Raw genomic sequence first — 22007 nt, forward strand, 5'->3', positions numbered from 1 at the left:
CACTTCCAGCACAGCTGGATCCGGCAGCCCCGCCTGGGACAACTGATCAGCCTGCTGTTTCGCGAAGAACGCCAACCCCAGACTGGTCACGAAAAAAACGCCCGCAAGTATAGCAGTAAGCCGACTCAAAAAGGTAGCAGAACCTTGGCTTCCGAAAACAGTTGCCGAAGCACCCGAACCGAACGAAGCACCAGCATCTGCACCCTTGCCCTGCTGCAGCAGTACCAGCGCAACAACACCTAGAGCAACCAGCAGATGCACCACAATCACGACAGTCTGCAACATCTGTTCAGTTCCCCGCGGCGCGACAGATCGCACCAAATTCATCCGCTTTCAGAGAGGCCCCACCAACCAGCCCCCCGTCAATATCCGCCATCGCGAATAGCTCAGCGGCATTCTCCGCCTTGACGCTGCCACCGTACAGAAGCCTTACGCCTTCGGCGATGCGGCCATCATGACGCGACAACTGCTCTCGAATGGCAGCATGTACTTCCTGCGCCTGCTCAGGCGTTGCGGTCAAGCCACTACCAATCGCCCAAACAGGCTCGTAAGCAATAACCGCCGACTCGAATGCGGCGACACCACAGTCATCCAGCACTCGCGCCAACTGACGCCCAACCACTTCGAGCGTCTTGCCTGCCCGTCGCTCTTCAAGCGTCTCACCCAGGCACAACACAGGCTTAAGACCACCCACCTGCGCTGCCGAAAACTTACGACTGACCACTTCGTCCGTCTCACCCAACAACAGGCGACGTTCGGAGTGACCAACCAGAACCCACTTACAACCGAAATCAGCGAACTGCTCAGCCGAAACCTCACCGGTCAGCGCCCCGAAGCCATTCTGCGTCGCACAATCCTGGGTACCGACGGCAACATGCTCACCATCAACACCATCCAGAACCTGAGAGACATGCACAGCGGAGGGAAACACCGCAATCTCGACATCCGCAGGCAAAACCTGCATCCGGAGAGACTCGACAAGCTCTGCGACGCTAGCGCGGGTACCGTTCATTTTCCAGTTACCAGCTACCATGGGGCGACGCATGCTTTACCTCATCGGTCAAAGTGGGCGCAGATGTTACTCAACAGCAAACCCCCTGGCAAGCGCGATTACGCACAAACTTCGGTAACGATCTTCGCCAGCTCCTCAGCCATGCCACGCACCTGACTTTCGTCATCGCCTTCAACCATGACACGTACCAGCGGCTCGGTCCCGGACTTGCGCAAAAGCACGCGGCCACGCCCACCCATGCGCTCGGTAACACTGTCGCAAGCAGCTTGCACGCTAGGATGCGAAATTGGATCGCGCTCGCCAGAAAAGCGCACGTTGATCAGCACCTGAGGGCACTTGTGCCAAGCCAGTCGCTCCTGCGCGAGCGTCTGGCCGCGCCGACGAAGCGCCAGCACCACCTGCAACGCCGCGATGATCGCATCGCCCGTGGTGGTGTGCTGCGCACAGACTATATGCCCGGAGTTCTCACCACCCAATGCCCAGCCACGCTCAAGCATCTCCGCGATCACGTAGCGATCTCCCACCTTGGCGCGGGTGAACGGTATCTCCCGCGCTTTCAAGGCAAGCTCAAGCCCCAGGTTACTCATCAGCGTGCCGACAACGCCGCCAGCCAACCGATCTCGCTCCTGCAAATCAGTCGCGATGATGTAAAGCAGTTCGTCGCCATCCACGACCGCACCGGTATGGTCGACCATCATCACTCTGTCACCGTCGCCATCGAAGGCTATGCCCAGATCCGCGCCATGATCGACAACCGCCTTCTGCAGCTGCCCGACATGAGTGGAGCCGACATCGGCATTGATGTTCAGACCGTCCGGCTGCGCACCTATAACCACCACCTCTGCGCCCAGCTCACGGAACACGCTGGGTGCAACCTTGTAGGTCGCGCCATGCGCGCAGTCGATCACCAGCTTCAACCCGGAGAAATCAGTGCTGGTTGGCACGCTGCTCTTGCAGAACTCGATATAGCGGCCAGCCGCGTCATTGATGCGGGATGCCTTGCCAAGCTGTGCCGAGTCGACCACGGTCATCGGCGCATCGATCAACTCCTCGATCATCAGCTCCACTTCATCAGGAAGCTTGGTGCCGCGACCGGAAAAGAACTTGATTCCGTTATCGTGATGCGGATTGTGCGAGGCGCTGATCACAATACCCGCCTCAGCGTGGAAGGTACGCGTCAGATAGGCGACTGCGGGCGTCGGCATAGGCCCAAGCAACAGTACGTCCGCGCCAGCCGCCGACAAGCCCGCCTGCAATGCTGACTCGAACATGTAGCCCGAAATACGCGTGTCCTTTCCGATCAGAATCCGGCACTTTCCCTGCTTGCGAAAGGCCATGCCAGCTGCCCAACCCAGCTTGAGCATGAAGTCCGGGGTGATCGGAGCCTGTCCGACATGCCCACGAATGCCATCGGTACCGAAGTATTTTCTAGTCATGGTGCCTTCTCTATTGCGCCGCCTGCACTGCAGCAATCATTCGAACTACATCAACCGTCTCGGCAACGTCATGGACGCGCACAATTTGCGCGCCCTTGCCTACGGCGAGCGCCGCCAAAGCCAGACTGCCGTACAAGCGCTCATCAACTGGCCGACCCAGCACGGCCCCGATCATGCTCTTGCGCGAGACACCGACCAGCAATGGCCGACCCAGCCGATGCAATACCTCCATACGCCTGAACAGCACAAGATTATGGTTCAGCGTCTTGGCGAAGCCGAAGCCGGGATCAAGGACGATGCGATCGAGCGGGATTCCCGCCGCAGCACACGCACCCATTCGCTGCTCAAGAAACGAACAAACCTCCTCCACAATGTCGTCGTAGCGGGGATCCCTCTGCATATCACCTGGCTCGCCGCGCATGTGCATGAGGCAGACCGGCAGGCCAGCATCAGCCGCGGCATCCAGCGCACCGTCGCGCTGCAGCGAGCGCACATCGTTGATCAGCCCAGCGCCCAGCCGCGCACACTCGCGGATGACTGCGGGCGTGGACGTATCCACCGAAACGACCACGTCGAGCTCCCGTGCGATAATCTCTACGATCGGTGCGACCCGCTCCAGCTCCTCGGTCGGCGAGACGGCGCGCGCGCCAGGGCGCGTAGACTCGCCACCAACATCGATCAGCGTAGCCCCAGCCACGGCCATTGCTTCGGCATGCCGCAGGGCTGCCTCGCGCTCGGCAAAGCGACCACCATCAGAGAAAGAATCGGGTGTGACATTGAGAATCCCCATCACATGAGGACGGGAAAGATCGAGAACCCGGCTGGCACATACCAGCCGAGCGGGAGAAAGAGATTCGGTCATTTACGAGCCTTGAGCTTTCAGGCCGGACACCCTGGACAGGCGCCCACCACACCAGCTGCACCACCATGGCGCAGCGGGCTGGACAATTTACACCAGAAGGGGCGCCTATGCGCCCCTTCTGGGTACTCCGATTTTCACGCGCCCAATGCAGCCACTGGCTTGCGCACGCCCTCAATGCTCGCCGGCAGGACCACCGATCGGGGTTTGCGGGCGACTATCATCCGGCACGACTGGCGTACCGGACGCGCCTGAGCCGCCTTCCCAATCACGCGGCTCCCGAGGGGTGCGCCCAGCCATGATGTCGTCGATCTGCGGCGCATCGATGGTCTCGTACTTCATCAAGGCTTCGGCCATCACATCCAGCTTGTCGCGATTATCGGTCAAGATCTGCTTGGCCGTCCCGTAGCAGTGATCGATGATGCTGCGCACTTCTTCATCGATCAGCCGCGCGGTTTCACCGGATACATTGGAATGCTGGCTGCCAGCACTGCGACCGAGAAACACCTCGCCCTCTTCCTCGGCGTACATCAACGGCCCAAGCTTCTCCGACAAGCCCCACTTGGTCACCATGTTCCGCGCCAACTGAGTGGCGCGCATGATGTCGTTTGACGCACCGGTGGTGACACCTTCGAAGCCCAGCGTCATCTCTTCCGCTATCCGCCCCCCGAACAAAGAACAGATCTGGCTGATCAGCGCGCGCTTCGACAGGCTGTAACGATCTTCCTCTGGCAGGAACATGGTGACGCCTAGCGCCCGACCACGAGGAATGATGGAGACCTTGTAAACGGGATCATGCTCGGGGACCACGCGCCCAACGATGGCATGACCTGCTTCGTGGTAAGCGGTGTTGAGCTTCTCCTTTTCGGACATGACCATGGACTTGCGCTCGGCGCCCATCATGATCTTGTCCTTGGCCAGCTCGAACTCACGCATTTCCACGATGCGCTTATTGGAACGCGCAGCAAACAGCGAAGCCTCGTTGACCAGGTTGGCGAGATCCGCACCGGAGAAACCCGGCGTCCCACGCGCAATTACAGCGGGCTCAACGTTCTCACTGATCGGCACCTTGCGCATGTGCACCTTCAGAATCTGCTCGCGACCGCGAATGTCCGGCAGGCCGACCACCACCTGACGGTCGAAACGCCCTGGACGAAGAAGCGCAGGATCGAGCACATCGGGACGGTTGGTCGCCGCAATGACGATGATCCCGTCGTTCATCTCGAAACCGTCCATCTCCACCAGCAACTGGTTCAGGGTCTGCTCGCGCTCATCGTGCCCACCACCAAGACCTGCGCCACGATGACGACCAACTGCATCGATCTCGTCGATAAAGATGATGCACGGCGCGTGCTTCTTCGCCTGCTCGAACATGTCGCGGACACGACTGGCACCGACACCGACGAACATCTCGACGAAATCCGAACCGGAAATGGTGAAGAACGGCACCTTGGCTTCACCTGCAATCGCCTTGGCCAGCAGCGTCTTACCAGTGCCGGGCGGGCCGACCATCAGCACACCACGCGGAATGCGACCGCCGAGACGTTGAAACTTGCCAGGATCACGCAGGAACTCGACCAGCTCGTGGACTTCTTCCTTCGCCTCATCGCAGCCGGCGACGTCAGCAAAGGTCGTCTTGACCTGATCTTCGGAAAGCAGGCGCGCCTTGCTCTTGCCGAAACTCATCGGCCCACCCTTGCCACCCGCACCGCCCTGCATCTGCCGCATGAAAAACATGAATACAGCGATGATCACCAGAATCGGGAAGCTGGCAACGAGAAGCTGGGTCCAGATACTTTGCTGCTCAGGCTGCTTGCCCTCGATCAGCACGTTGTTGTCGAGCAGATCGCCGATCAGACCATTGTCCTGAATCGCCGGGCGAATGGTCTTGAAGGTATCGCCTTCGCTGCGCTTGCCGATGATCACGAAACCATCGACCGTCACACGCTCGACGCGCCCTTCCTTGACCTGCTCGAGGAAGTCGGAATAGCTCAGCGTCTGCGGCTCGCTGGGGCTGGAGAAGTTGTTCATCACCGTGACCAGGACGGCGGCGATGATCAGCCACAGAATCAGGTTTTTTGCCATGTCGTTCAAATTAACTACCCTCTGGAGCAAACCCGTTGTCTGCGGGCCGCATGACGGCCGGTTGGTTGCTCGGCCTAACTTACTACACAACGTACTGGAACTGGCAGCCGGTCTGTAACCCTATGAAACAGCCTAGCCCTTGTAACACCGAGCCGTCCATTCAACTGAAGCCTGCACGATAGACCGCAAGATATGGCATTTTGCACCGAGCGCTATTCGCTACATTTTTTTGAAGCAGCGCGCCCCGCGACGCAACTCTGCAACCCATATTGGGGCCGTATGGACAATCACAAGGCCGGCATGATTTTTCGTCAGCTGATATCTGACGCGTATCCAGAGACATTCGACGCACGATCCCAGCCACCGAAGAAGAACTTTTCGTCGGTACGGACGGATACAGCATGCCCCAAGCTGACGCCTCATCTGTGCGGTCATGCACCTCTCGGTTACACTAGCCGCCGTTTCCAAGGTTCTGACGCAAGGGTCGACATATGCCGCTCACCAACGAGCAAAAGAAGCAGTACAAATCCATCGGCCACCATCTGAAACCGGTCCTGATCGTAGCCGACAACGGACTCACCGAAGGCGTGCAAGCCGAACTCGAGCGGGCCCTGAACGACCATGAGCTGATCAAGATCCAGTTCCGCCTCGCAGAGCGTGAAGACCGCCGCGCGCTGATAGAAGAACTGTGCAAGCTCAGCAAGTGCGAGCTGGTTCAGACCATCGGCAAGATGGCCCTGGTGTACCGCAAGAATCCGAAGCCAAACAAGCAGCTTTCGAATATTCACCGCTTCCAGGCCTGAGATCGTGCGCGGCAGACTCAATCTGCCGCGCGCTCAGTGCTCGCGTCCCGGAGCGGGCTGCAAGACCAGCATCAGGCCACACAGCGCCATCGCCAGAAAGCTGAAGCTGGCCCAGTAGAGCGATTCGAACCAGCCCGCCCGCATCAACAACAGGCTGCCCGCGAGCATCATCACTGTCAGCAAAAGCTGGCCGCGAACGTCACGCCACAAGCCGCGCAGCCCCATCACCTGAACCAATACCAGCGCCTGCAGCGCGCTACAGAATGCGGCAAAGCCGACCAGCAGCGGCTTCAGGCTGCCAGCGATCTCATCGACCAATAAAGGTGCCAGCCCGACGCGCCCAAGGGCAGGCAAGACCAGAAATTGCAGCAGCCACAAGCCGCCGACCCAGAACGTCTGGGCCAGCTGCCAGGTGATGATGCCAGCCCGCGCCGGCTGTCGGTCAGACGTGGCGGACTTCGACAATCTCGTACTCGATCAACCCACTGGGCGTTTTGACGGCTACGACATCACCTTCTTCCTTGCCGATCAATGCGCGGGCAATCGGCGAACTGACCGAAAGCTTGCCCTGCTTGATGTCAGCTTCATCGTCGCCGACGATCTGATAGGTCACCTGCTCGTCGGTCTCGACATTGGCGATATCCACAGTGGTACCGAAGATTACCTTGCCAGTCGGCGGGATATTGGCGATGTCGATCACCTGGGCGTTCTGCAGTCGACCCTCGATGTCGCGGATACGCGCCTCAACCATGCCCTGCTGCTCACGCGCGGCATGATACTCGGCGTTCTCCTTGAGATCGCCCAGTTCGCGCGCCTCGGCGATCGCCTGGGTGATCTGCGGACGCAAAACGGTCTTCAGATGCTTGAGTTCGTCTTCCAGGGCGCGAGCGCCTTGGATGGTCATTGGAAATTTTGTCATGCCTTGATTCCTGCATGGAGATCCTGCAAGCGGCGCACGGTCTTCTCGGGACCGAACTTGAGCGCCTCACAGATCGCCTGGCCACCCGCGATGGTGGTGGTGATGCAGATCTTGTGCTGCAGGGCGTTGCGCCGAATGGAATACGAATCGGCGATGGACTGGCGGCCTTCGGTAGTGTTGATGACCAATGTGACTTCGTCATTCTTGATCATGTCGACCACGTGCGGACGGCCTTCGGTCACCTTGTTCACACGGCGCACCGGCAGTCCGGCCGCCTCGATGATCCGCGCGGTGCCGGCGGTGGCGACCACCTCGAAACCGAGCCCGACCAGATCACGAGCGACCTGCTCGACGTAAGGCTTGTCGTCTTCGCGCACGCTGAGGAACGCGCAACCCGAGGTCGGCAGGATTTCGCTAGCGCCCAGCTGGGCCTTGGCAAAGGCTTCGGCAAAGCTGTCGCCTACGCCCATCACCTCACCGGTGGACTTCATCTCCGGACCGAGGATGGTATCGACGCCGGGGAACTTGGCGAACGGGAATACCGCTTCCTTGACGCTGTAGTAGGTCGGGATGATTTCGCGAGTGAAGCCGATTTCCTTCAGCGTCTTGCCAGCCATCACGCGCGCCGCAACCTTGGCCAGCGACTCGCCAATGCACTTGGAAACGAACGGCACCGTACGCGAAGCACGCGGATTGACCTCGAGCACGTAGATATCTTCGCCCTGCACGGCCATCTGTACGTTCATCAGGCCTATCACGTCGAGCTCCAAGGCCATCTTGCGCACCTGGTCACGAATCTCGTCCTGAATATGCTGCGGCAACGAGTAGGCCGGAAGCGAGCAGGCCGAGTCACCGGAGTGAACACCGGCCTGCTCGATGTGCTGCATGATGCCGCCGATGACGACGTCAGTACCGTCGCAGACCGCGTCGATATCCACTTCGATGGCGCAGTTGAGGAAGTGATCCAGCAGCACCGGGCTGTCGTTGGACACCTGGACCGCTTCACGCATATAGCGCTTGAGTTCCTCTTCCTCGTAGACGATCTCCATCGCCCGGCCGCCCAGCACGTAGGACGGGCGCACCACCAGCGGGTAGCCGATCGCCTTGGACGCAGCGATGGCCTCCTCCTCACTACGCGCCGTGGCGTTCTGCGGCTGACGCAGATTCAGACGCTGCACCATCTGCTGAAAGCGTTCACGGTCTTCGGCGCGGTCGATTGCATCCGGACTAGTGCCGATGATCGGTACACCCGCCTCCTCCAACGCACGGCAGATCTTCAGCGGGGTCTGCCCGCCATATTGCACAATCACGCCCTTGGGCTGCTCAACACGGACGATTTCCAGCACGTCTTCCAGGGTTACCGGCTCGAAGTACAGGCGGTCGGACGTGTCGTAGTCGGTGGAGACGGTTTCCGGATTGCAGTTGACCATGATGGTCTCGTAGCCGTCTTCGCGCATCGCCAGCGCGGCGTGCACACAGCAGTAGTCGAACTCGATGCCCTGTCCGATACGGTTGGGGCCGCCACCCAGGATCATGATCTTGTCGCGGCTCGACGGGTTGGCCTCGCACTCTTCCTCGTAGGTCGAATACATGTAGGCCGTGTCGGTAGCGAACTCGGCGGCGCAAGTGTCGACGCGCTTGTAGACCGGCAGCACCTTGAGCTTGTGACGGTGGCTGCGCAGGTTCTTCTCGGTGACGCCCAACAGCTTGGCCAGACGCGCGTCGGAAAAACCCTTGCGCTTGAGCTTGTACATCAGATCGCGGTCGATGCTGGACAGGCCCAGCGTCTTGACGTGCTCTTCATCCCTGACCAGATCCTCGATCTGCACCAGGAACCAAGGATCGATCTTGGTCAGCGCGAACACATCTTCGACGCTCTTGCCGGCACGGAAGGCATCGGCGACATACCAGATGCGATCGGCGCCCGGCACCGTCAGTTCGCGTTTGAGGGTGCTCTCAGCCTCGGCGTCAGCCAGATTCAGTTTCGGATCAAAACCGGTTGCGCCGACTTCCAGGCCACGCAGCGCTTTCTGCATGGACTCCTGGAAGGTGCGACCGATCGCCATGACCTCACCGACCGACTTCATCTGAGTAGTCAGGCGCGCGTCGGCCTTGGGGAATTTCTCGAAGGCAAAGCGCGGCACCTTGGTCACGACGTAGTCGATGGCCGGCTCGAAAGACGCAGGCGTGCGACCGCCAGTGATGTCGTTCTGCAGTTCGTCGAGGGTGTAACCAACGGCCAGCTTGGCGGCGATCTTGGCGATCGGGAAGCCTGTGGCCTTGGATGCCAGCGCCGAGGAACGCGACACCCGCGGGTTCATCTCGATCACCACCATGCGGCCGGTATCTGGACAAATGCCGAACTGCACGTTGGAGCCACCAGTTTCCACGCCGATCTCGCGCAGCACCGCCAGCGAGGCGTTACGCAGGATCTGGTATTCCTTGTCGGTCAGGGTCTGGGCCGGCGCGACGGTGATCGAGTCGCCGGTGTGCACGCCCATCGGATCGAAGTTCTCGATGGAGCAGACGATGATGCAGTTGTCCTTCTTGTCGCGGACCACCTCCATCTCGTATTCCTTCCAACCGATCAGCGACTCGTCGATCAGCAGCTCACTGGTCGGTGAAAGGTCCAGACCGCGGGCGCAGATCTCTTCGAACTCTTCACGGTTATAGGCGATGCCGCCGCCGGTGCCACCCATGGTGAACGACGGGCGAATGATGCAGGGGAAGCCGACCTTGTCGAGCACGCCGTAGGCTTCTTCCATGTTGTGCGCGATGCCGGATACCGGACAGGCAAGACCGATGTCCTTCATCGCCTTGTCGAAGCGCGAACGGTCTTCGGCCTTGTCGATGGTGTCGGCGTTGGCACCGATCATCTCGACGCCGAACTTCTCCAGAATGCCGTGCTTTTCCAGGTCCAACGCGCAGTTCAGCGCGGTCTGGCCACCCATGGTCGGCAGCAGTGCATCTGGACGCTCCTTCTCGATGATCTTGGCCACGGTGGCCCATTTGATCGGTTCGATGTAGGTGGCGTCAGCCATGGCCGGGTCGGTCATGATGGTCGCCGGGTTGGAATTCACCAGGATGACGCGGAAGCCTTCCTCCTTCAGCGCCTTGCAGGCCTGAGCGCCGGAGTAATCGAACTCGCACGCCTGGCCGATGACGATGGGGCCGGCGCCGAGGATGAGGATGCTTTTGATATCTGTACGTTTTGGCATTTTCGTTACTCGAATCCTTAGGTCAGTCGGCGAGTCATCTTGAGAGTTACTGCGCGCCGCCTGGGCTGCGTTGCGCGGTACTCACTTCCTCGCCGTACTACCTGTACTGTCTCGTCGTTGCGTTCCAGGCGCCTCGCCCAGACCGCGCTCGCTACACTCTCAAGACGACTCGTTACTGTCGTTTGGCCATGGCTTCGATGAAACGGTCGAACAGCGGCGCGACGTCATGCGGCCCCGGGCTCGCTTCGGGGTGACCCTGGAAGCTGAAGGCAACCTTGTCGGTGCGTTCGATGCCCTGCAGGGTGCCATCGAACAGCGACTTGTGTGTCGCACGCACATTGGCCGGCAGACTCGCTTCGTCCACGGCAAAGCCATGGTTCTGACTAGTGATCATCACCACACCGGTCTTCAGATCCTGAACCGGGTGGTTCGCACCGTGGTGGCCATTGGGCATCTTCACGGTCGTGGCGCCGGAGGCGAGCGCCAGCAACTGGTGACCAAGGCAGATGCCGAACACCGGGATGTCGGTTTCGAGCACTTGCTGGATCGCCTTAATCGCGTAGTCGCAAGGCTCGGGGTCACCCGGACCGTTGGCCAGGAAGATACCGTCCGGGTTCAGCGCCAGGGCTTCGCTGGCAGGCGTCTGTGCCGGAAGCACGGTGACGCGGCAACCGCGGGCGACCAGCATGCGCAGGATGTTGTACTTCACGCCGTAATCAAAGGCGACGACATGGTAGGGCAGCTCGCTGGCGGGAATCTCGGCATGGCCGTCATCCTTCAGGCACCAGACACTGGAGCGCCACTCGTAACGCTCCTTGACGCTGACTTCCTTCGCCAGATCCATGCCCTTGAGGCCGGGGAAGCTGCGCGCCAGCTCCAGCGCTTTCTCTTCTGTCGCGTCGCTACCAGCCAGGATGCAGCCGTTCTGCGCACCCTTCTCACGCAGGATACGGGTCAGGCGACGAGTATCGATGCCGGCGATGGCAACGGTGCCATTGGCCTTGAGGTAGTCAGGCAGGGGTTGCTTGTCGCGCCAGTTGCTGGAAATCAGCGGCAGGTCGCGAATAACCAGACCCGCAGCCCAGACTTTCCAGGACTCGGCATCCTCCGGCGTGGTACCAGTATTGCCGACATGAGGATAGGTCAGGGTTACGATCTGCTTGGCGTAGGAAGGATCGGTGAGGATTTCCTGATAGCCGGTCATGGCGGTGTTGAACACCACCTCACCAATGGTTTGCCCATCGGCGCCGATGGATTCGCCGCGAAAGATGCTGCCATCGGCAAGAGCCAGAATGGCTGGCGTAAGGGCTGGCTTAGTCAAGAGACCTCCCGTAGATCAAGGCTGGAGCAGACGCAGATTGTAAAAAAGCGGGATGACGTGTGAAGGTCATCCCGCTTTTTGTTTGATTCATTTCTGCGCAACTTTTAGTGGACACACTAAAGCGGGAAGCTTACATAAAACCGCCTTTCGGGTCCAGCCAAAATAGCCGGCAAACGCACTCGAACGGGGCGCGACGCTGCCAGCCGACGCAGCGAATCATTTCAGACCGAGCACATCCTGCATGTCGTAAAGACCTGCCGGCTTCTCGTCCAACCATAGCGCGGCACGCACGGCGCCCTTGGCGAAGGTCATGCGGCTGGAGGCCTTGTGGGTGATTTCCACGCGCTCACCATCGGCGGCGAACAACACTGTGTGATCACCGACCACGTCGCCGGCACGGACGGTAGCGAAGCCGATGGTGTCGCGCTGACGCGCACCGGTTTGCCCCTCACGCCCATATACCGCAACCTTCTGAAGGTCACGCCCGAGCGCCTCGGCGACGACTTCACCCATGCGCAGTGCGGTACCAGAAGGCGCGTCCACCTTGTGCCGGTGATGCGCTTCGATGATCTCGATATCCACGTCGTCACCTAATACCCGCGCTGCCGTATCCAGCAGCTTGAGGCACAGATTGACGCCAACACTGAAGTTGGCGGCAAAGACGATCGGGATGTCCCTGGCCGCCGCAACGAGACGCTCCTTCTCGTCAGGCGAAAACCCGGTGGTACCGATCACCATCGCCTTGCCGGCGCGCCGGCAGACTTCCAGATTCTTCAGGGTCACCGAAGGATGGGTGAAATCGATCAGCACGTCGAACTCATCGATGGCCCTGACGAGCTCACCGGTCAGCGGCACACCCAGACGACCGATGGCTGCCAGCTCGCCGGCATCGGCACCCACCAGAGTGCTGTCCGGACGATCAATGGCCGCCGTCAGGCCGGCGGCACCACTGGTCTGCTGCACCGCCTCGATCAAGGTCTTGCCCATACGCCCGGCGGCGCCGGTCACTGCAATACGTCGCATCAATTCAGCTCCAGGCTGCAGGCTTCACGCGGAGGACGCAGGCACGAAGCCTGTCATCCTCCACCCAAAGGCCCTTGTCATACATCACCGAAAAAGCGCTTCACACCTTCGAACCAGCCACTGGCCTTGGGGGAATGCGAGGTGTCACCCTGCAGCGTGCCGCGAAACTCCTCGAGCATCTCACGCTGACGCTTGCTCAGGTTAACCGGCGTCTCCACCGCGACCCGACACAGCAGATCGCCTGCCGCACCACCGCGCACCGGCGCAACCCCCTTGCCACGCAAGCGGAACTGCTTGCCGGTCTGGGTACCCTCAGGAATCTTCAGCTTGACGCGGCCATCCAGCGTCGGCACTTCCAGCTCGCCACCCAACGCGGCATCGGCAAAGCTGATCGGCACTTCGCAATACAAATGCTTGCCATCGCGCTGGAAGATCGCGTGCTCGCGCACATTGACCACCACATACAGATCGCCGGCCGGGCCACCCTGAGTGCCCGCCTCACCTTCGCCAGACAGACGAATGCGATCACCGGTATCGACACCCGGCGGCACCTTGACCGAGAGTGTCTTCTGCTCCTCCACGCGCCCCTGCCCATGGCAGCTGCCGCACGGATCGGAAATCATCTTGCCGCTGCCATGACAGCGCGGACAGGTCTGCTGAACCGAGAAGAAGCCCTGCTGCATGCGCACCTGGCCGATGCCGCCACAGGTGGTACAGGTGACTGGGCTGGTGCCTTTCTTCGCGCCGGAGCCATCGCAGGTCTTGCACTCGACCAGCGTCGGCACGCGAATGGTCACCGTAGTGCCACGCACCGCCTCTTCCAGATCGAGCTCGAGCGTATAACGCAGATCGCTGCCACGCTGGGCACCGCCACGTCCGCCGCCACGACCACCGCTGAAGAAGTCGCTAAACACATCACCGAAGATGTCGGAGAAATTCGCGCCGCCGTAACCCGCGCCGGCAGCACCAGCCCCCATCTGCGGATCGACGCCGGCGTGCCCGTACTGATCGTAGGCAGCACGCTTGCTCGGATCGGAAAGTACTTCGTAGGCCTCGTTGGCCTCCTTGAAAGCGTCCTCAGCCGCCTTGTCTCCCGGATTGCGGTCCGGGTGATGCTTCATCGCCAGGCGCCGGTAAGCTTTTTTCAGCTCCGCCTCGCTGACGCCGCGTTCGACGCCCAGCACCTCATAAAAATCGCGTTTGGCCATAACTATCCTGAACCCTCAATTTCATGCCTTCCAGACACGCCGACGCGGGAGCAAGCCCCCGCGCAGCGGTCGGGCCCGTCCGGACAACACCGGAACGGGCTGGAACGGAAGCAAGCCAGGGCTTACTTGTTGTCCTTGACCTCTTCGAACTCGGCGTCGACCACGTCGTCGCCCGGCTTGCCCTGCTCGTCTGCCGGCTGACCTTCGCCAGCCTGAGCCTGCTCGGCGTACATCTTCTGCGCGACCGGCGTGGAAGCCTGGGAAACCGCAGCGATCTTGGCTTCGATCTCGGCCTTGTCGTCGCCTTTGATGGCCACTTCCAGCTCGCCAAGCGCTTTCTCGATTGCCGCTTTGTCGTCGTCGCTGGCCTTGTCGCCGGCCTCAACGAGCATCTTGCGGGTCGCATGCACCAGCTGATCGCCCTGGTTGCGCGCAGTCGCCAGCTCTTCGAACTTGCGGTCTTCCTCAGCATTGGCCTCGGCGTCGCGAACCATCTGCTCGATCTCCTCCTCGGACAGACCCGAGTTGGCCTTGATCACGATGGATTGCTGCTTGCCGGTAGCCTTGTCCTTGGCAGACACGTGCAGGATGCCGTTGGCGTCGATGTCAAAGGTGACCTCGATCTGCGGCATGCCACGCGGTGCCGGCGGAATCTCGGCCAGGTCGAAGCGACCCAGCGACTTGTTGCCGGTCGCCTGCTTACGCTCACCCTGCAGCACGTGAATGGTCACCGCGCTCTGATTGTCGTCGGCAGTGGAGAACACCTGCGACTTCTTGGTCGGGATGGTGGTGTTCTTCTCGATCAACGGAGTCATTACGCCACCCAGGGTTTCGATACCCAGCGTCAGCGGCGATACGTCGAGCAGCAGCACGTCCTTCACGTCACCGGCCAGCACGGCGCCCTGGATGGCAGCACCCATTGCGACGGCTTCGTCCGGGTTGACGTCCTTGCGCGCTTCCTTGCCGAAGAACTCAGCGACCTTCTGCTGAACCAGCGGCATACGGGTCTGACCACCGACCAGGATCACGTCGTCGATCTTCGAAACGTCGACGCCGGCATCCTTCAGCGCAATGCGGCAAGGCTCGATGGTGCGCTGCACCAGATCCTCGACCAGCGCTTCCAGCTTGGCGCGGGAAATCTTCACGTTCAGGTGCTTAGGACCGGTCGAGTCTGCGGTGATGTACGGAAGGTTGACGTCGGTCTGCTGGCTGGAGGACAGCTCGATCTTGGCCTTCTCGGCAGCTTCCTTCAGGCGCTGCATGGCCAGCGGGTCACCCTTGAGGTTCATACCGCTTTCTTTCTTGAACTCGTCGACGAGGTAGTCGATCAAGCGGATGTCGAAGTCCTCACCGCCGAGGAAAGTGTCGCCGTTGGTGGCCAGCACTTCGAACTGGTGCTCGCCATCGACTTCGGCGATCTCGATCACCGACACGTCGAAGGTACCGCCGCCCAGGTCATAGACGATCACGGTGTGGTCGCCCTTGGCCTTGTCCATACCGTAAGCCAGTGCGGCTGCGGTCGGCTCGTTGATGATGCGCTTGACGTCCAGACCGGCGATGCGACCGGCATCCTTGGTAGCCTGGCGCTGGCTGTCGTTGAAGTAGGCCGGAACAGTGATCACCGCTTCAGTGACCGGCTCACCGAGGTAGTCCTCGGCGGTCTTCTTCATCTTCTTCAGGATTTCAGCGGAGATCTGCGGCGGCGCCATCTTCTGGCCATTCACCTCGACCCAAGCGTCGCTGTTGTCTGCCTTGACGATCTTGTAAGGGACCATCTGAATGTCTTTCTGCACGACGTCTTCGTCGAAACGGCGACCGATCAGACGCTTCACCGCATACAGGGTGTTGTGCGGGTTGGTCACTGCCTGACGCTTGGCCGACTGGCCAACCAGAATTTCGCCGTCGTTCGCATACGCGATGATCGACGGAGTGGTACGGCCACCTTCGGCGTTTTCAATAACCTTGGCCTTGCCGTTTTCCAGAATCGAGACGCAGGAGTTGGTGGTTCCCAGGTCGATACCGATGATCTTGCCCATTTAATTCGCTCTCCAAATTTCGATTGGTCCGCGCCTGTTTTACCGGCTGCGGGTAACACAAAAACGCTTGGCTACCAGATGGGGGTCGGCAACCGGATTTCAAGCCTTCTCATCAATCGAAGGCGGCACATCGGCGGGCGCCTTGCTGACGACGACCATCGCCGGACGCAGCAGGCGACCGTTGAGCAGGTAACCCTTCTGGAACACCTTGAGCACGCTGCCCGGCTCGACATGGGTGCTTTCTTCCATGGCCATGGCCTGATGATGCTCGGGATTGAACGGCTCGCCATGCGGATCGAGCTGCTCGAGCTGGTGACGCGCCAGCGTGTCCTGAAGCAGCTTGAGGGTCAGCTCGACGCCCTCGCGCATGGGCTTGACCGCCTCGTCATCAGCACTGGACAGCTCAAGGCCACGCTCGAGACTGTCGGCAACGGCAAGCAAATCACCGGCGAACTTTTCCAGGGCGAACTTGTGCGCCTTCTCGACATCCTGCTCGGCGCGCCGGCGGATGTTCTGCAGCTCAGCCGCAACGCGCAGTGACTGGTCCTGCGCAGCGGCCAGCTGCTCTTCCAGCGACTGCACGCGGGCGGCCAGATCCTCGGCTACGTCCGCTTCCGAGTGCTCGGGCGCTTCCGGGTTCTGGTTATCCAGGTTCTGCTCGTCGGCCATAGGTCCTCCTCTCTATACGATCAGCGGGCAGCAAACCCGCGCTTGTGCCGCTATATGGGGGCGCGAAAACAGGCTTCAAGGGCGGAAAGCGAAGAGCGCCCAGCGAAATGACGAGCAACCGCACATTCATCCTTCAACGCTTGTAGCGCCCAGGAAAACCACTGTATAAATAGCCAGCCACGCAAATCGGGAGCCCTTGCCATGCTGGTTCATCTATCGGTCCACAACTACGCCATAGTCGAGCACCTCGACCTCGAGCTGAAACGCGGCATGAGCGTCATCAGCGGAGAAACCGGCGCAGGCAAGTCGATCATGCTCGACGCCCTCGGCCTGACGTTGGGCGACCGGGCCGACAGCAGCGTGGTGCGCATCGGCGCCGACAAGGCCGACATTCTTGCCAGCTTCGACCTGGACGATATACCCGACGCCCGCACCTGGCTCGCCGAGCGCGACATGGACCATGACGGGCCCTGCATCCTGCGCCGTGTCATCACCGCCGAAGGTCGCTCCCGCGGCTACATCAACGGCACCCCTTGTCCGCAGGGCGACCTCAAGTCGCTGGGCGAGCTGCTTATCGATATCCACAGCCAGCACGAGCATCAATCCCTGCTGAAGACCGACACCCATCGGCGCCTGCTCGATGAGTACAGCGGCAACCAGGAGCTGGCGCGACAGGTCCAGCTGGCCGCCCAGCGCTGGCGGCAGACGCGACAGACCCTGGAACGCCTGAGCAACAGTGGCGACGAACAGCGCGCACGCCACCAATTGCTCAGCTACCAGCTGGAAGAGCTGGAGAACCTGGCGCTGGGCGAGAACGAACTGGAGCAACTCGAGCGCGAACACAAGAACCTGGCCAACGCTGAGCAGTTGCTCGGCGCCTGCCGCCAGGTCATGGAGCTGTGCAGCGAGAGCGATGCCGGCAACGTGCTGTCGGCACTGACCAGCAGCCTGCAGCGGCTGAGCGCCTTCCAGAACCAACCTCAAGCCCTGAGCGAAGCAGTCAATCTGCTGGCGAGCGCGCAGATTCAGGTCGAAGAGGCGATCGGCGAGCTGAACCGCTTCGTCGATCACTTCGACGCCGATCCGGAGCGCCAGCAGATGCTGGAAGAGCGGCTGGATACCATTTACACCCTCGCTCGCAAGCACCGCGTGCAACCGACCGAACTGCCCAACCTGCACCAGCAGCTGCTGGAGGAGCTAGAAGGGCTGAACGCCGACGACGAAGCAGTCGAGCGCCTCGGTGAAGAACTGGCGGCCTACGCTCGGCACTACGAAGAAAAAGCCGGCGAACTCAGCCGCATGCGCCAGGCCGCGGCCGAACAACTGGCCAGCGCTGTCGAGGTAGAGATTCAAAGACTGGGTATGCCAGGCGGCAGATTCAGCGTGCAACTCAAGCCTGCAGCCGAAGGCGAACTGATGCCCTACGGCCTGGAGCAGGTCGAGTTCCTGGTCAGCGCCAACCCGGGGCAGCCCCTGCGCGCCCTGGCCAAGGTCGCATCCGGGGGTGAACTATCACGCATCAGCCTGGCGATTCAGGTGATCACCGCGCAGACATCCCGCGTACCGACGCTGGTGTTCGATGAAGTCGACGTGGGTATCGGCGGCCCCACCGCGGAGATCGTTGGCCAGCTGCTGCGCCGCCTCGGCGAGCGCGGCCAGGTGCTAACCGTCACCCACCTGCCGCAGGTCGCCGCCCAAGGACATCACCACCTGTTCGTGCACAAGGCTCGCGGGGCAGATGAAACCCGCACTGCCGTCGCAGAGCTGGATCAGAACGGCCGCGTCGAGGAAATCGCGCGAATGCTCGGCGGCGTCGACCTGACCGAGCAGTCTCTGGCACATGCCCGACAGATGGTCACCTCCGCACAAGCCTGAGCCCGGCAGCCAGGCACAAAAAAGGCGGCCTTGGCCGCCTTTTTCATATATCTGGATCAGTCTTTCTTGCGCACGTAGAGCACCAGATTGTGATCCACCAGCTCGTAGCCGTGACGCTTGACGATTTCTTTCTGCAACTTCTCGATCTCGGGATCGAAAAACTCGATGACGTCGCCGCTATCGACGCAGACCATGTGGTCGTGATGCCCGCCGTCGGCCAGCTCGAAGACGGCATGACCACCATCGAAGTTGTGCCGAACTACCAGACCGGCCGCCTCGAACTGGGTCAGCACGCGATAGACCGTCGCCAGACCGACATCCTCACCCGCTTCCATCAACGCCTTGTAGACGTCTTCGGCGCTCATGTGGCGGCGATCGGTAGTGTCCAGCATCTGCAGGATCTTGACCCGCGGCAGAGTTACCTTGAGACCAGCTTTACGTAGTTCGCTATTTTCAACCATGGTTGGCTTTCTCGCTGCTGCTGTTTCGCAGCCTCCTTCAATACGGGTATGATCCGGGTTCTTTGCCCAGCCAAGATAGTGGAAGTCACCCACCGATGCAAAACACCAAGCTCATGCTGGCCAGCCTCTCCTTCGCAGGTCTGGTCGCACTCGCCGGTTGTTCATTCCCCGGGGTTTACAAGGTCGACATTCAACAGGGCAATGTCGTCACGCAGGACATGATAGACCAGTTGCGCCCCGGAATGACCCGCCAGCAGGTGCGGTTTATCATGGGCAACCCGCTGATCACCGACACCTTCCATGCCAACCGCTGGGACTACCTGTACAGCATCCAGCCCGGCGGCAGTCCGCGCCAGCAGGAGCGCGTCAGCCTGGTGTTCAACGCCAACGACCAGCTGGCAGGCCTTGCCGGCGACTTCATGCCCGGCGTAAGCCGCGATGAACAGATCCTTGGCCGCGACGCCCAGGCGCCTGACGCGGCTCCTGCCGCCCAGCCAAGTCAGCCTGAAGAGCGCCCTGCGCCTGGCTCGCTGCTGGAGCAGATTCAGCGTGAAGTGGATGAAGCGGAACCGGTTCCGGTGCCGATTCCCGAACCGCTGGAAACCGAATAAAGAAACGCCCGGCTAGCCGGGCGTTTTTGTTTCAGCATATTCAAGCGTCTTCGGCCTTGTTCTTTGCTGCCCGTGCGGCGCGCTGTTTGCGCACCTCTTTCGGGTCGGCAATCAGCGGCCGGTAGATCTCCACGCGCTCACCCTCCTCGAGCACTCGCTCATCGGGCTTGGGCACGGCCTTGCCGAAGATACCCAACGGAGCTGCGGCCAGATCGAGCCCCGGGAAGTGCGCATCGATTCCCGAACGCAAGGCCGCCTCGCGCACGGTGGTGCCCGCGGGCACGGTCATCTGCAGCAGCTTCTGCTTGTCGGCCAGCGCATAGACCACTTCGACTGCGATCGACTGCTTATCCATATAGCTGCTTCGCCCGTTCGCAGAAGGCATCGACCAAGGTATTGGCGGCCTGATTGAACAACGGTCCAAGGGTCGCCTTGACCAACGGCCCGGCGTAATCGAAGGTCAGATCCAGACTGATCTTGCAGGCCTTCTCGCCCAGCGCCTTGAATTCCCATATGCCGTGCAGATGGCTGAACGGCCCCTCCTCCAGCGTCATCTCGATGCGCTTGCCGAGGTCCAGGGCGTTGCGCGTCATGAAACGCTGGCTCAAACCAGCCTTCGCCACCGTCATGCTGGCGTGCATCTCGGTTTCACTACTGGAAAGCACCTCAGTCGCTGAACACCAGGGCAGGAACTGCGGGTAGCTGGCTACGTCGTTGACCATGTCGAACAGCGCCTGGGCCGGGTACGGCAGCAGCGCGGAACGTTGAATGTGCGTCGTCATGCGGACCTTCTACGTCGTCGTTTCATTGCGCGCCATCCAAAAGTTGGCGCAGCCAGCCCGCAACCGCGGCTTCCGGGCGACACCCGGGAAGCGGCTCAGCGCAAAGCGGGGCACATTGTCGGGGATTAACGGCTGCCCCTCAAGTTTCTGCCGCCAGCGCTCTTGCAGGCTGTCGCCAGCCGCAGCGGGACTCCCTATAATGCGGCCCCTATGGCCAAACAGAAGAAACAGTCCCCCGGGACCATCGCGCTGAACAAGAAAGCGCTACACGACTACTTCATCGAACAGAAATTCGAGGCGGGCCTCGTCCTGGCCGGCTGGGAAGTGAAGAGCATGCGCGCCGGCAAGGCTCAGCTGGTCGACAGCTACGTCCTGCTCAAGGATGGCGAAGCCTGGCTGATGGGTGCGCACATCACGCCGCTGACCAGCGCCAGCACACACGTCATTGCCGACCCGACCCGCACCCGCAAGCTGCTGCTGAACAAGCGCGAGCTGGGCAAGCTGTTCGGCGCCGTACAGCAGAAGGGCTACGCCTGCGTAGCGCTGTCGCTGTACTGGAAGAAGCACATGATCAAGTGCGAGATTGCCCTCGGCAAAGGCAAGAAGGAGTACGACAAGCGCCACACCGAGAAGGAACGCGATTCCGACCGGGAGATCCAGCGCGCGATGCGCACCAAGGGCAAGGACGACTGAGCCGCGCCCGTCGCATGGCCCGATAAGCCCACGCGGCAATACCCGAGCCGGCAGGCAGTGCCGGCTCCGCTCTCACCCTTCCTTCTGCATCCGCTCTCCCTGCCTGCGCTGCGCGCGCGCCAGACGCTGAGCCTCCTGCTGACCTTCAGCCAGCACTTCCTGCACGTAATTGATATGCCGATGAATAACCTCCCGCGCCTCGGTCGCTCGCCTGGCCATGATCGCCTCGTACAACTCGCGATGCTGGCTCATCAGCATGTCCCGCGTTTCGTCACGCAGGGCGTACATGCCGCCGATATTGGTCACCACGTTGCGCTTGAGCAGGTCGAACAGGCCACGAATGGTATGCAGCAGCACCGCGTTGTGGCTGGCTTCGGCAATGGCGAGATGGAACTGGGCATCGGCTGCGCCCTCTTCTGCCCGAGAGACCTTGCCTTCCCGGGCGTAGCAGTCCTGCAATGCGGCAAAGGCTTCGGTGAGCTGCTTCCGATCCACCTCGGTCGCACGCAGCGCTGCGTAGTAGGCGCAGCTGCCCTCGAGCGTGTGGCGAAACTCCAATAAGTCGCTCTGCGCATCGCTGTTGTTTTCCAGCAGATGCAGCAACGGATCACTGAACGTCGAGCCCAGCGACTCGGCGACGAACGTACCTCCGCCATGCCGGCTGACCAGCAGCCCCTTGGCCGCGAGCTTCTGAATCGCTTCGCGAAGCGAAGGCCGCGAGACGCCAAAGCTTTCAGCCAGGGCGCGCTCCGCAGGCAGGCGCTCACCCGCCTTGAGCGTACCCTCGAGAATCATGGTTTCCAGCTGCGCGACGATATCGTCCGCTAGCCGCCGCTGCCGCACCATCCCCACGTCCATAGCCACCCCGAATGGTCATACCAATCCGAAAATGCTAGCCATGACCGCGCATCTGCACAAGGCCAGCTGTTGCGACCAAAGTCTATAGCTAGCTAATTGACGCCCCTATACGCAACTCTTACGCTGGCCATTCACTTC

Annotated in this window: 21 protein-coding genes; 4 read left to right on the top strand and 17 right to left on the bottom strand. The window is 61.0% G+C overall.

The window, feature by feature from the left end; translation table 11 throughout:
- The 5 genes from secG to ftsH form a co-directional block, all read right to left on the bottom strand.
- Window positions 1–285: preprotein translocase subunit SecG (gene secG, locus LO50_RS24030; protein ID WP_080902071.1), on the bottom strand; the 285-nt coding region annotated here is incomplete at its 3' end.
- 4 nt (window positions 286–289) lie between these two features.
- Window positions 290–1045: a triose-phosphate isomerase gene (tpiA, locus tag LO50_RS05155; RefSeq protein ID WP_044314316.1), complete on the bottom strand. Its 756-nt coding sequence runs from the start codon at window positions 1043–1045 to the stop codon at window positions 290–292.
- Window positions 1046–1110: 65 nt separating this feature from the next.
- A complete protein-coding gene (gene glmM, locus LO50_RS05160; RefSeq protein WP_023446163.1) occupies window positions 1111–2448 on the bottom strand; it encodes a phosphoglucosamine mutase in 1338 nt (445 codons plus the stop codon).
- A 10-nt stretch (window positions 2449–2458) separates the two neighbouring features.
- Window positions 2459–3310 (bottom strand): dihydropteroate synthase, encoded by an 852-nt coding sequence (gene folP, locus LO50_RS05165; protein WP_044314317.1) that lies wholly within the window; start codon window positions 3308–3310, stop codon window positions 2459–2461.
- Window positions 3311–3481: 171 nt separating this feature from the next.
- Window positions 3482–5392: an ATP-dependent zinc metalloprotease FtsH gene (gene ftsH / locus LO50_RS05170; protein ID WP_041016119.1), complete on the bottom strand. Its 1911-nt coding sequence runs from the start codon at window positions 5390–5392 to the stop codon at window positions 3482–3484.
- 491 nt (window positions 5393–5883) lie between these two features.
- Here ftsH and yhbY point away from each other — a divergent pair, with 491 nt between their 5' ends.
- A complete protein-coding gene (yhbY, locus tag LO50_RS05175) occupies window positions 5884–6195 on the top strand; it encodes a ribosome assembly RNA-binding protein YhbY (protein ID WP_044314318.1) in 312 nt (103 codons plus the stop codon).
- A 33-nt stretch (window positions 6196–6228) separates the two neighbouring features.
- Here the strand turns inward: yhbY and LO50_RS05180 are convergent, their stop codons facing one another.
- The 8 genes from LO50_RS05180 to grpE all read right to left on the bottom strand — a co-directional run bounded on the left by LO50_RS05180 (window position 6229) and on the right by grpE (window position 16589).
- Window positions 6229–6660 carry a hypothetical protein gene (locus tag LO50_RS05180; protein ID WP_044314319.1) on the bottom strand — a complete coding sequence of 144 codons (432 nt, stop codon included), beginning with the start codon at window positions 6658–6660 and terminating at the stop codon, window positions 6229–6231.
- Window positions 6638–7114 carry a transcription elongation factor GreA gene (gene greA, locus LO50_RS05185; protein WP_041016117.1) on the bottom strand — a complete coding sequence of 159 codons (477 nt, stop codon included), beginning with the start codon at window positions 7112–7114 and terminating at the stop codon, window positions 6638–6640. The genes LO50_RS05180 and greA overlap by 23 nt, the downstream gene beginning before the upstream one ends.
- Window positions 7111–10332, bottom strand: coding sequence for a carbamoyl-phosphate synthase large subunit (gene carB / locus LO50_RS05190; RefSeq protein ID WP_044314320.1), 3222 nt, complete (start codon window positions 10330–10332; stop codon window positions 7111–7113). The genes greA and carB overlap by 4 nt, the downstream gene beginning before the upstream one ends.
- A 172-nt stretch (window positions 10333–10504) precedes the next feature.
- On the bottom strand, window positions 10505–11653 hold the full coding sequence (gene carA, locus LO50_RS05195) for a glutamine-hydrolyzing carbamoyl-phosphate synthase small subunit (protein ID WP_044314321.1): 1149 nt from the start codon (window positions 11651–11653) through the stop codon (window positions 10505–10507).
- Window positions 11654–11869: 216 nt separating this feature from the next.
- Complete coding sequence (gene dapB / locus LO50_RS05200; protein WP_014819225.1) at window positions 11870–12676, bottom strand: 4-hydroxy-tetrahydrodipicolinate reductase; 807 nt, start codon at window positions 12674–12676, stop codon at window positions 11870–11872.
- A 77-nt stretch (window positions 12677–12753) separates the two neighbouring features.
- Entirely contained in the window at window positions 12754–13884 is a 1131-nt protein-coding gene (gene dnaJ, locus LO50_RS05205; protein WP_003280872.1) for a molecular chaperone DnaJ, read from the bottom strand.
- A gap of 122 nt (window positions 13885–14006) precedes the next feature.
- Window positions 14007–15920 (bottom strand): molecular chaperone DnaK, encoded by a 1914-nt coding sequence (gene dnaK, locus LO50_RS05210; protein WP_044314322.1) that lies wholly within the window; start codon window positions 15918–15920, stop codon window positions 14007–14009.
- A 99-nt stretch (window positions 15921–16019) separates the two neighbouring features.
- A complete protein-coding gene (gene grpE / locus LO50_RS05215; protein ID WP_041016112.1) occupies window positions 16020–16589 on the bottom strand; it encodes a nucleotide exchange factor GrpE in 570 nt (189 codons plus the stop codon).
- 201 nt (window positions 16590–16790) lie between these two features.
- Between grpE and recN the strand changes: the two genes are divergently transcribed.
- A complete protein-coding gene (recN, locus tag LO50_RS05220; RefSeq protein ID WP_044314323.1) occupies window positions 16791–18464 on the top strand; it encodes a DNA repair protein RecN in 1674 nt (557 codons plus the stop codon).
- A 56-nt stretch (window positions 18465–18520) separates the two neighbouring features.
- Here the strand turns inward: recN and fur are convergent, their stop codons facing one another.
- Window positions 18521–18925 (bottom strand): ferric iron uptake transcriptional regulator, encoded by a 405-nt coding sequence (gene fur / locus LO50_RS05225; RefSeq protein ID WP_003280866.1) that lies wholly within the window; start codon window positions 18923–18925, stop codon window positions 18521–18523.
- A 95-nt stretch (window positions 18926–19020) separates the two neighbouring features.
- On the opposite strand from fur, the gene LO50_RS05230 reads away from it, so the two are divergent.
- Window positions 19021–19536: an outer membrane protein assembly factor BamE gene (locus LO50_RS05230; RefSeq protein ID WP_014819220.1), complete on the top strand. Its 516-nt coding sequence runs from the start codon at window positions 19021–19023 to the stop codon at window positions 19534–19536.
- Window positions 19537–19576: 40 nt separating this feature from the next.
- Here LO50_RS05230 and LO50_RS05235 read toward each other — a convergent pair whose 3' ends face one another.
- Both LO50_RS05235 and LO50_RS05240 read right to left on the bottom strand, forming a co-directional pair.
- Window positions 19577–19891 (bottom strand): RnfH family protein, encoded by a 315-nt coding sequence (locus tag LO50_RS05235; RefSeq protein ID WP_023446174.1) that lies wholly within the window; start codon window positions 19889–19891, stop codon window positions 19577–19579.
- Window positions 19884–20318 (bottom strand): type II toxin-antitoxin system RatA family toxin, encoded by a 435-nt coding sequence (locus tag LO50_RS05240; protein ID WP_023446175.1) that lies wholly within the window; start codon window positions 20316–20318, stop codon window positions 19884–19886. The genes LO50_RS05235 and LO50_RS05240 overlap by 8 nt, the downstream gene beginning before the upstream one ends.
- A 210-nt stretch (window positions 20319–20528) precedes the next feature.
- On the opposite strand from LO50_RS05240, the gene smpB reads away from it, so the two are divergent.
- A complete protein-coding gene (smpB, locus tag LO50_RS05245; protein ID WP_003299438.1) occupies window positions 20529–21011 on the top strand; it encodes an SsrA-binding protein SmpB in 483 nt (160 codons plus the stop codon).
- Window positions 21012–21083: 72 nt separating this feature from the next.
- Here the strand turns inward: smpB and LO50_RS05250 are convergent, their stop codons facing one another.
- Window positions 21084–21869 carry a GntR family transcriptional regulator gene (locus tag LO50_RS05250; protein ID WP_044314324.1) on the bottom strand — a complete coding sequence of 262 codons (786 nt, stop codon included), beginning with the start codon at window positions 21867–21869 and terminating at the stop codon, window positions 21084–21086.
- Window positions 21870–22007 lie beyond the last annotated feature (138 nt).

Source organism: Stutzerimonas stutzeri (assembly GCF_000935215.1).
Taxonomy (GTDB): domain Bacteria; phylum Pseudomonadota; class Gammaproteobacteria; order Pseudomonadales; family Pseudomonadaceae; genus Stutzerimonas.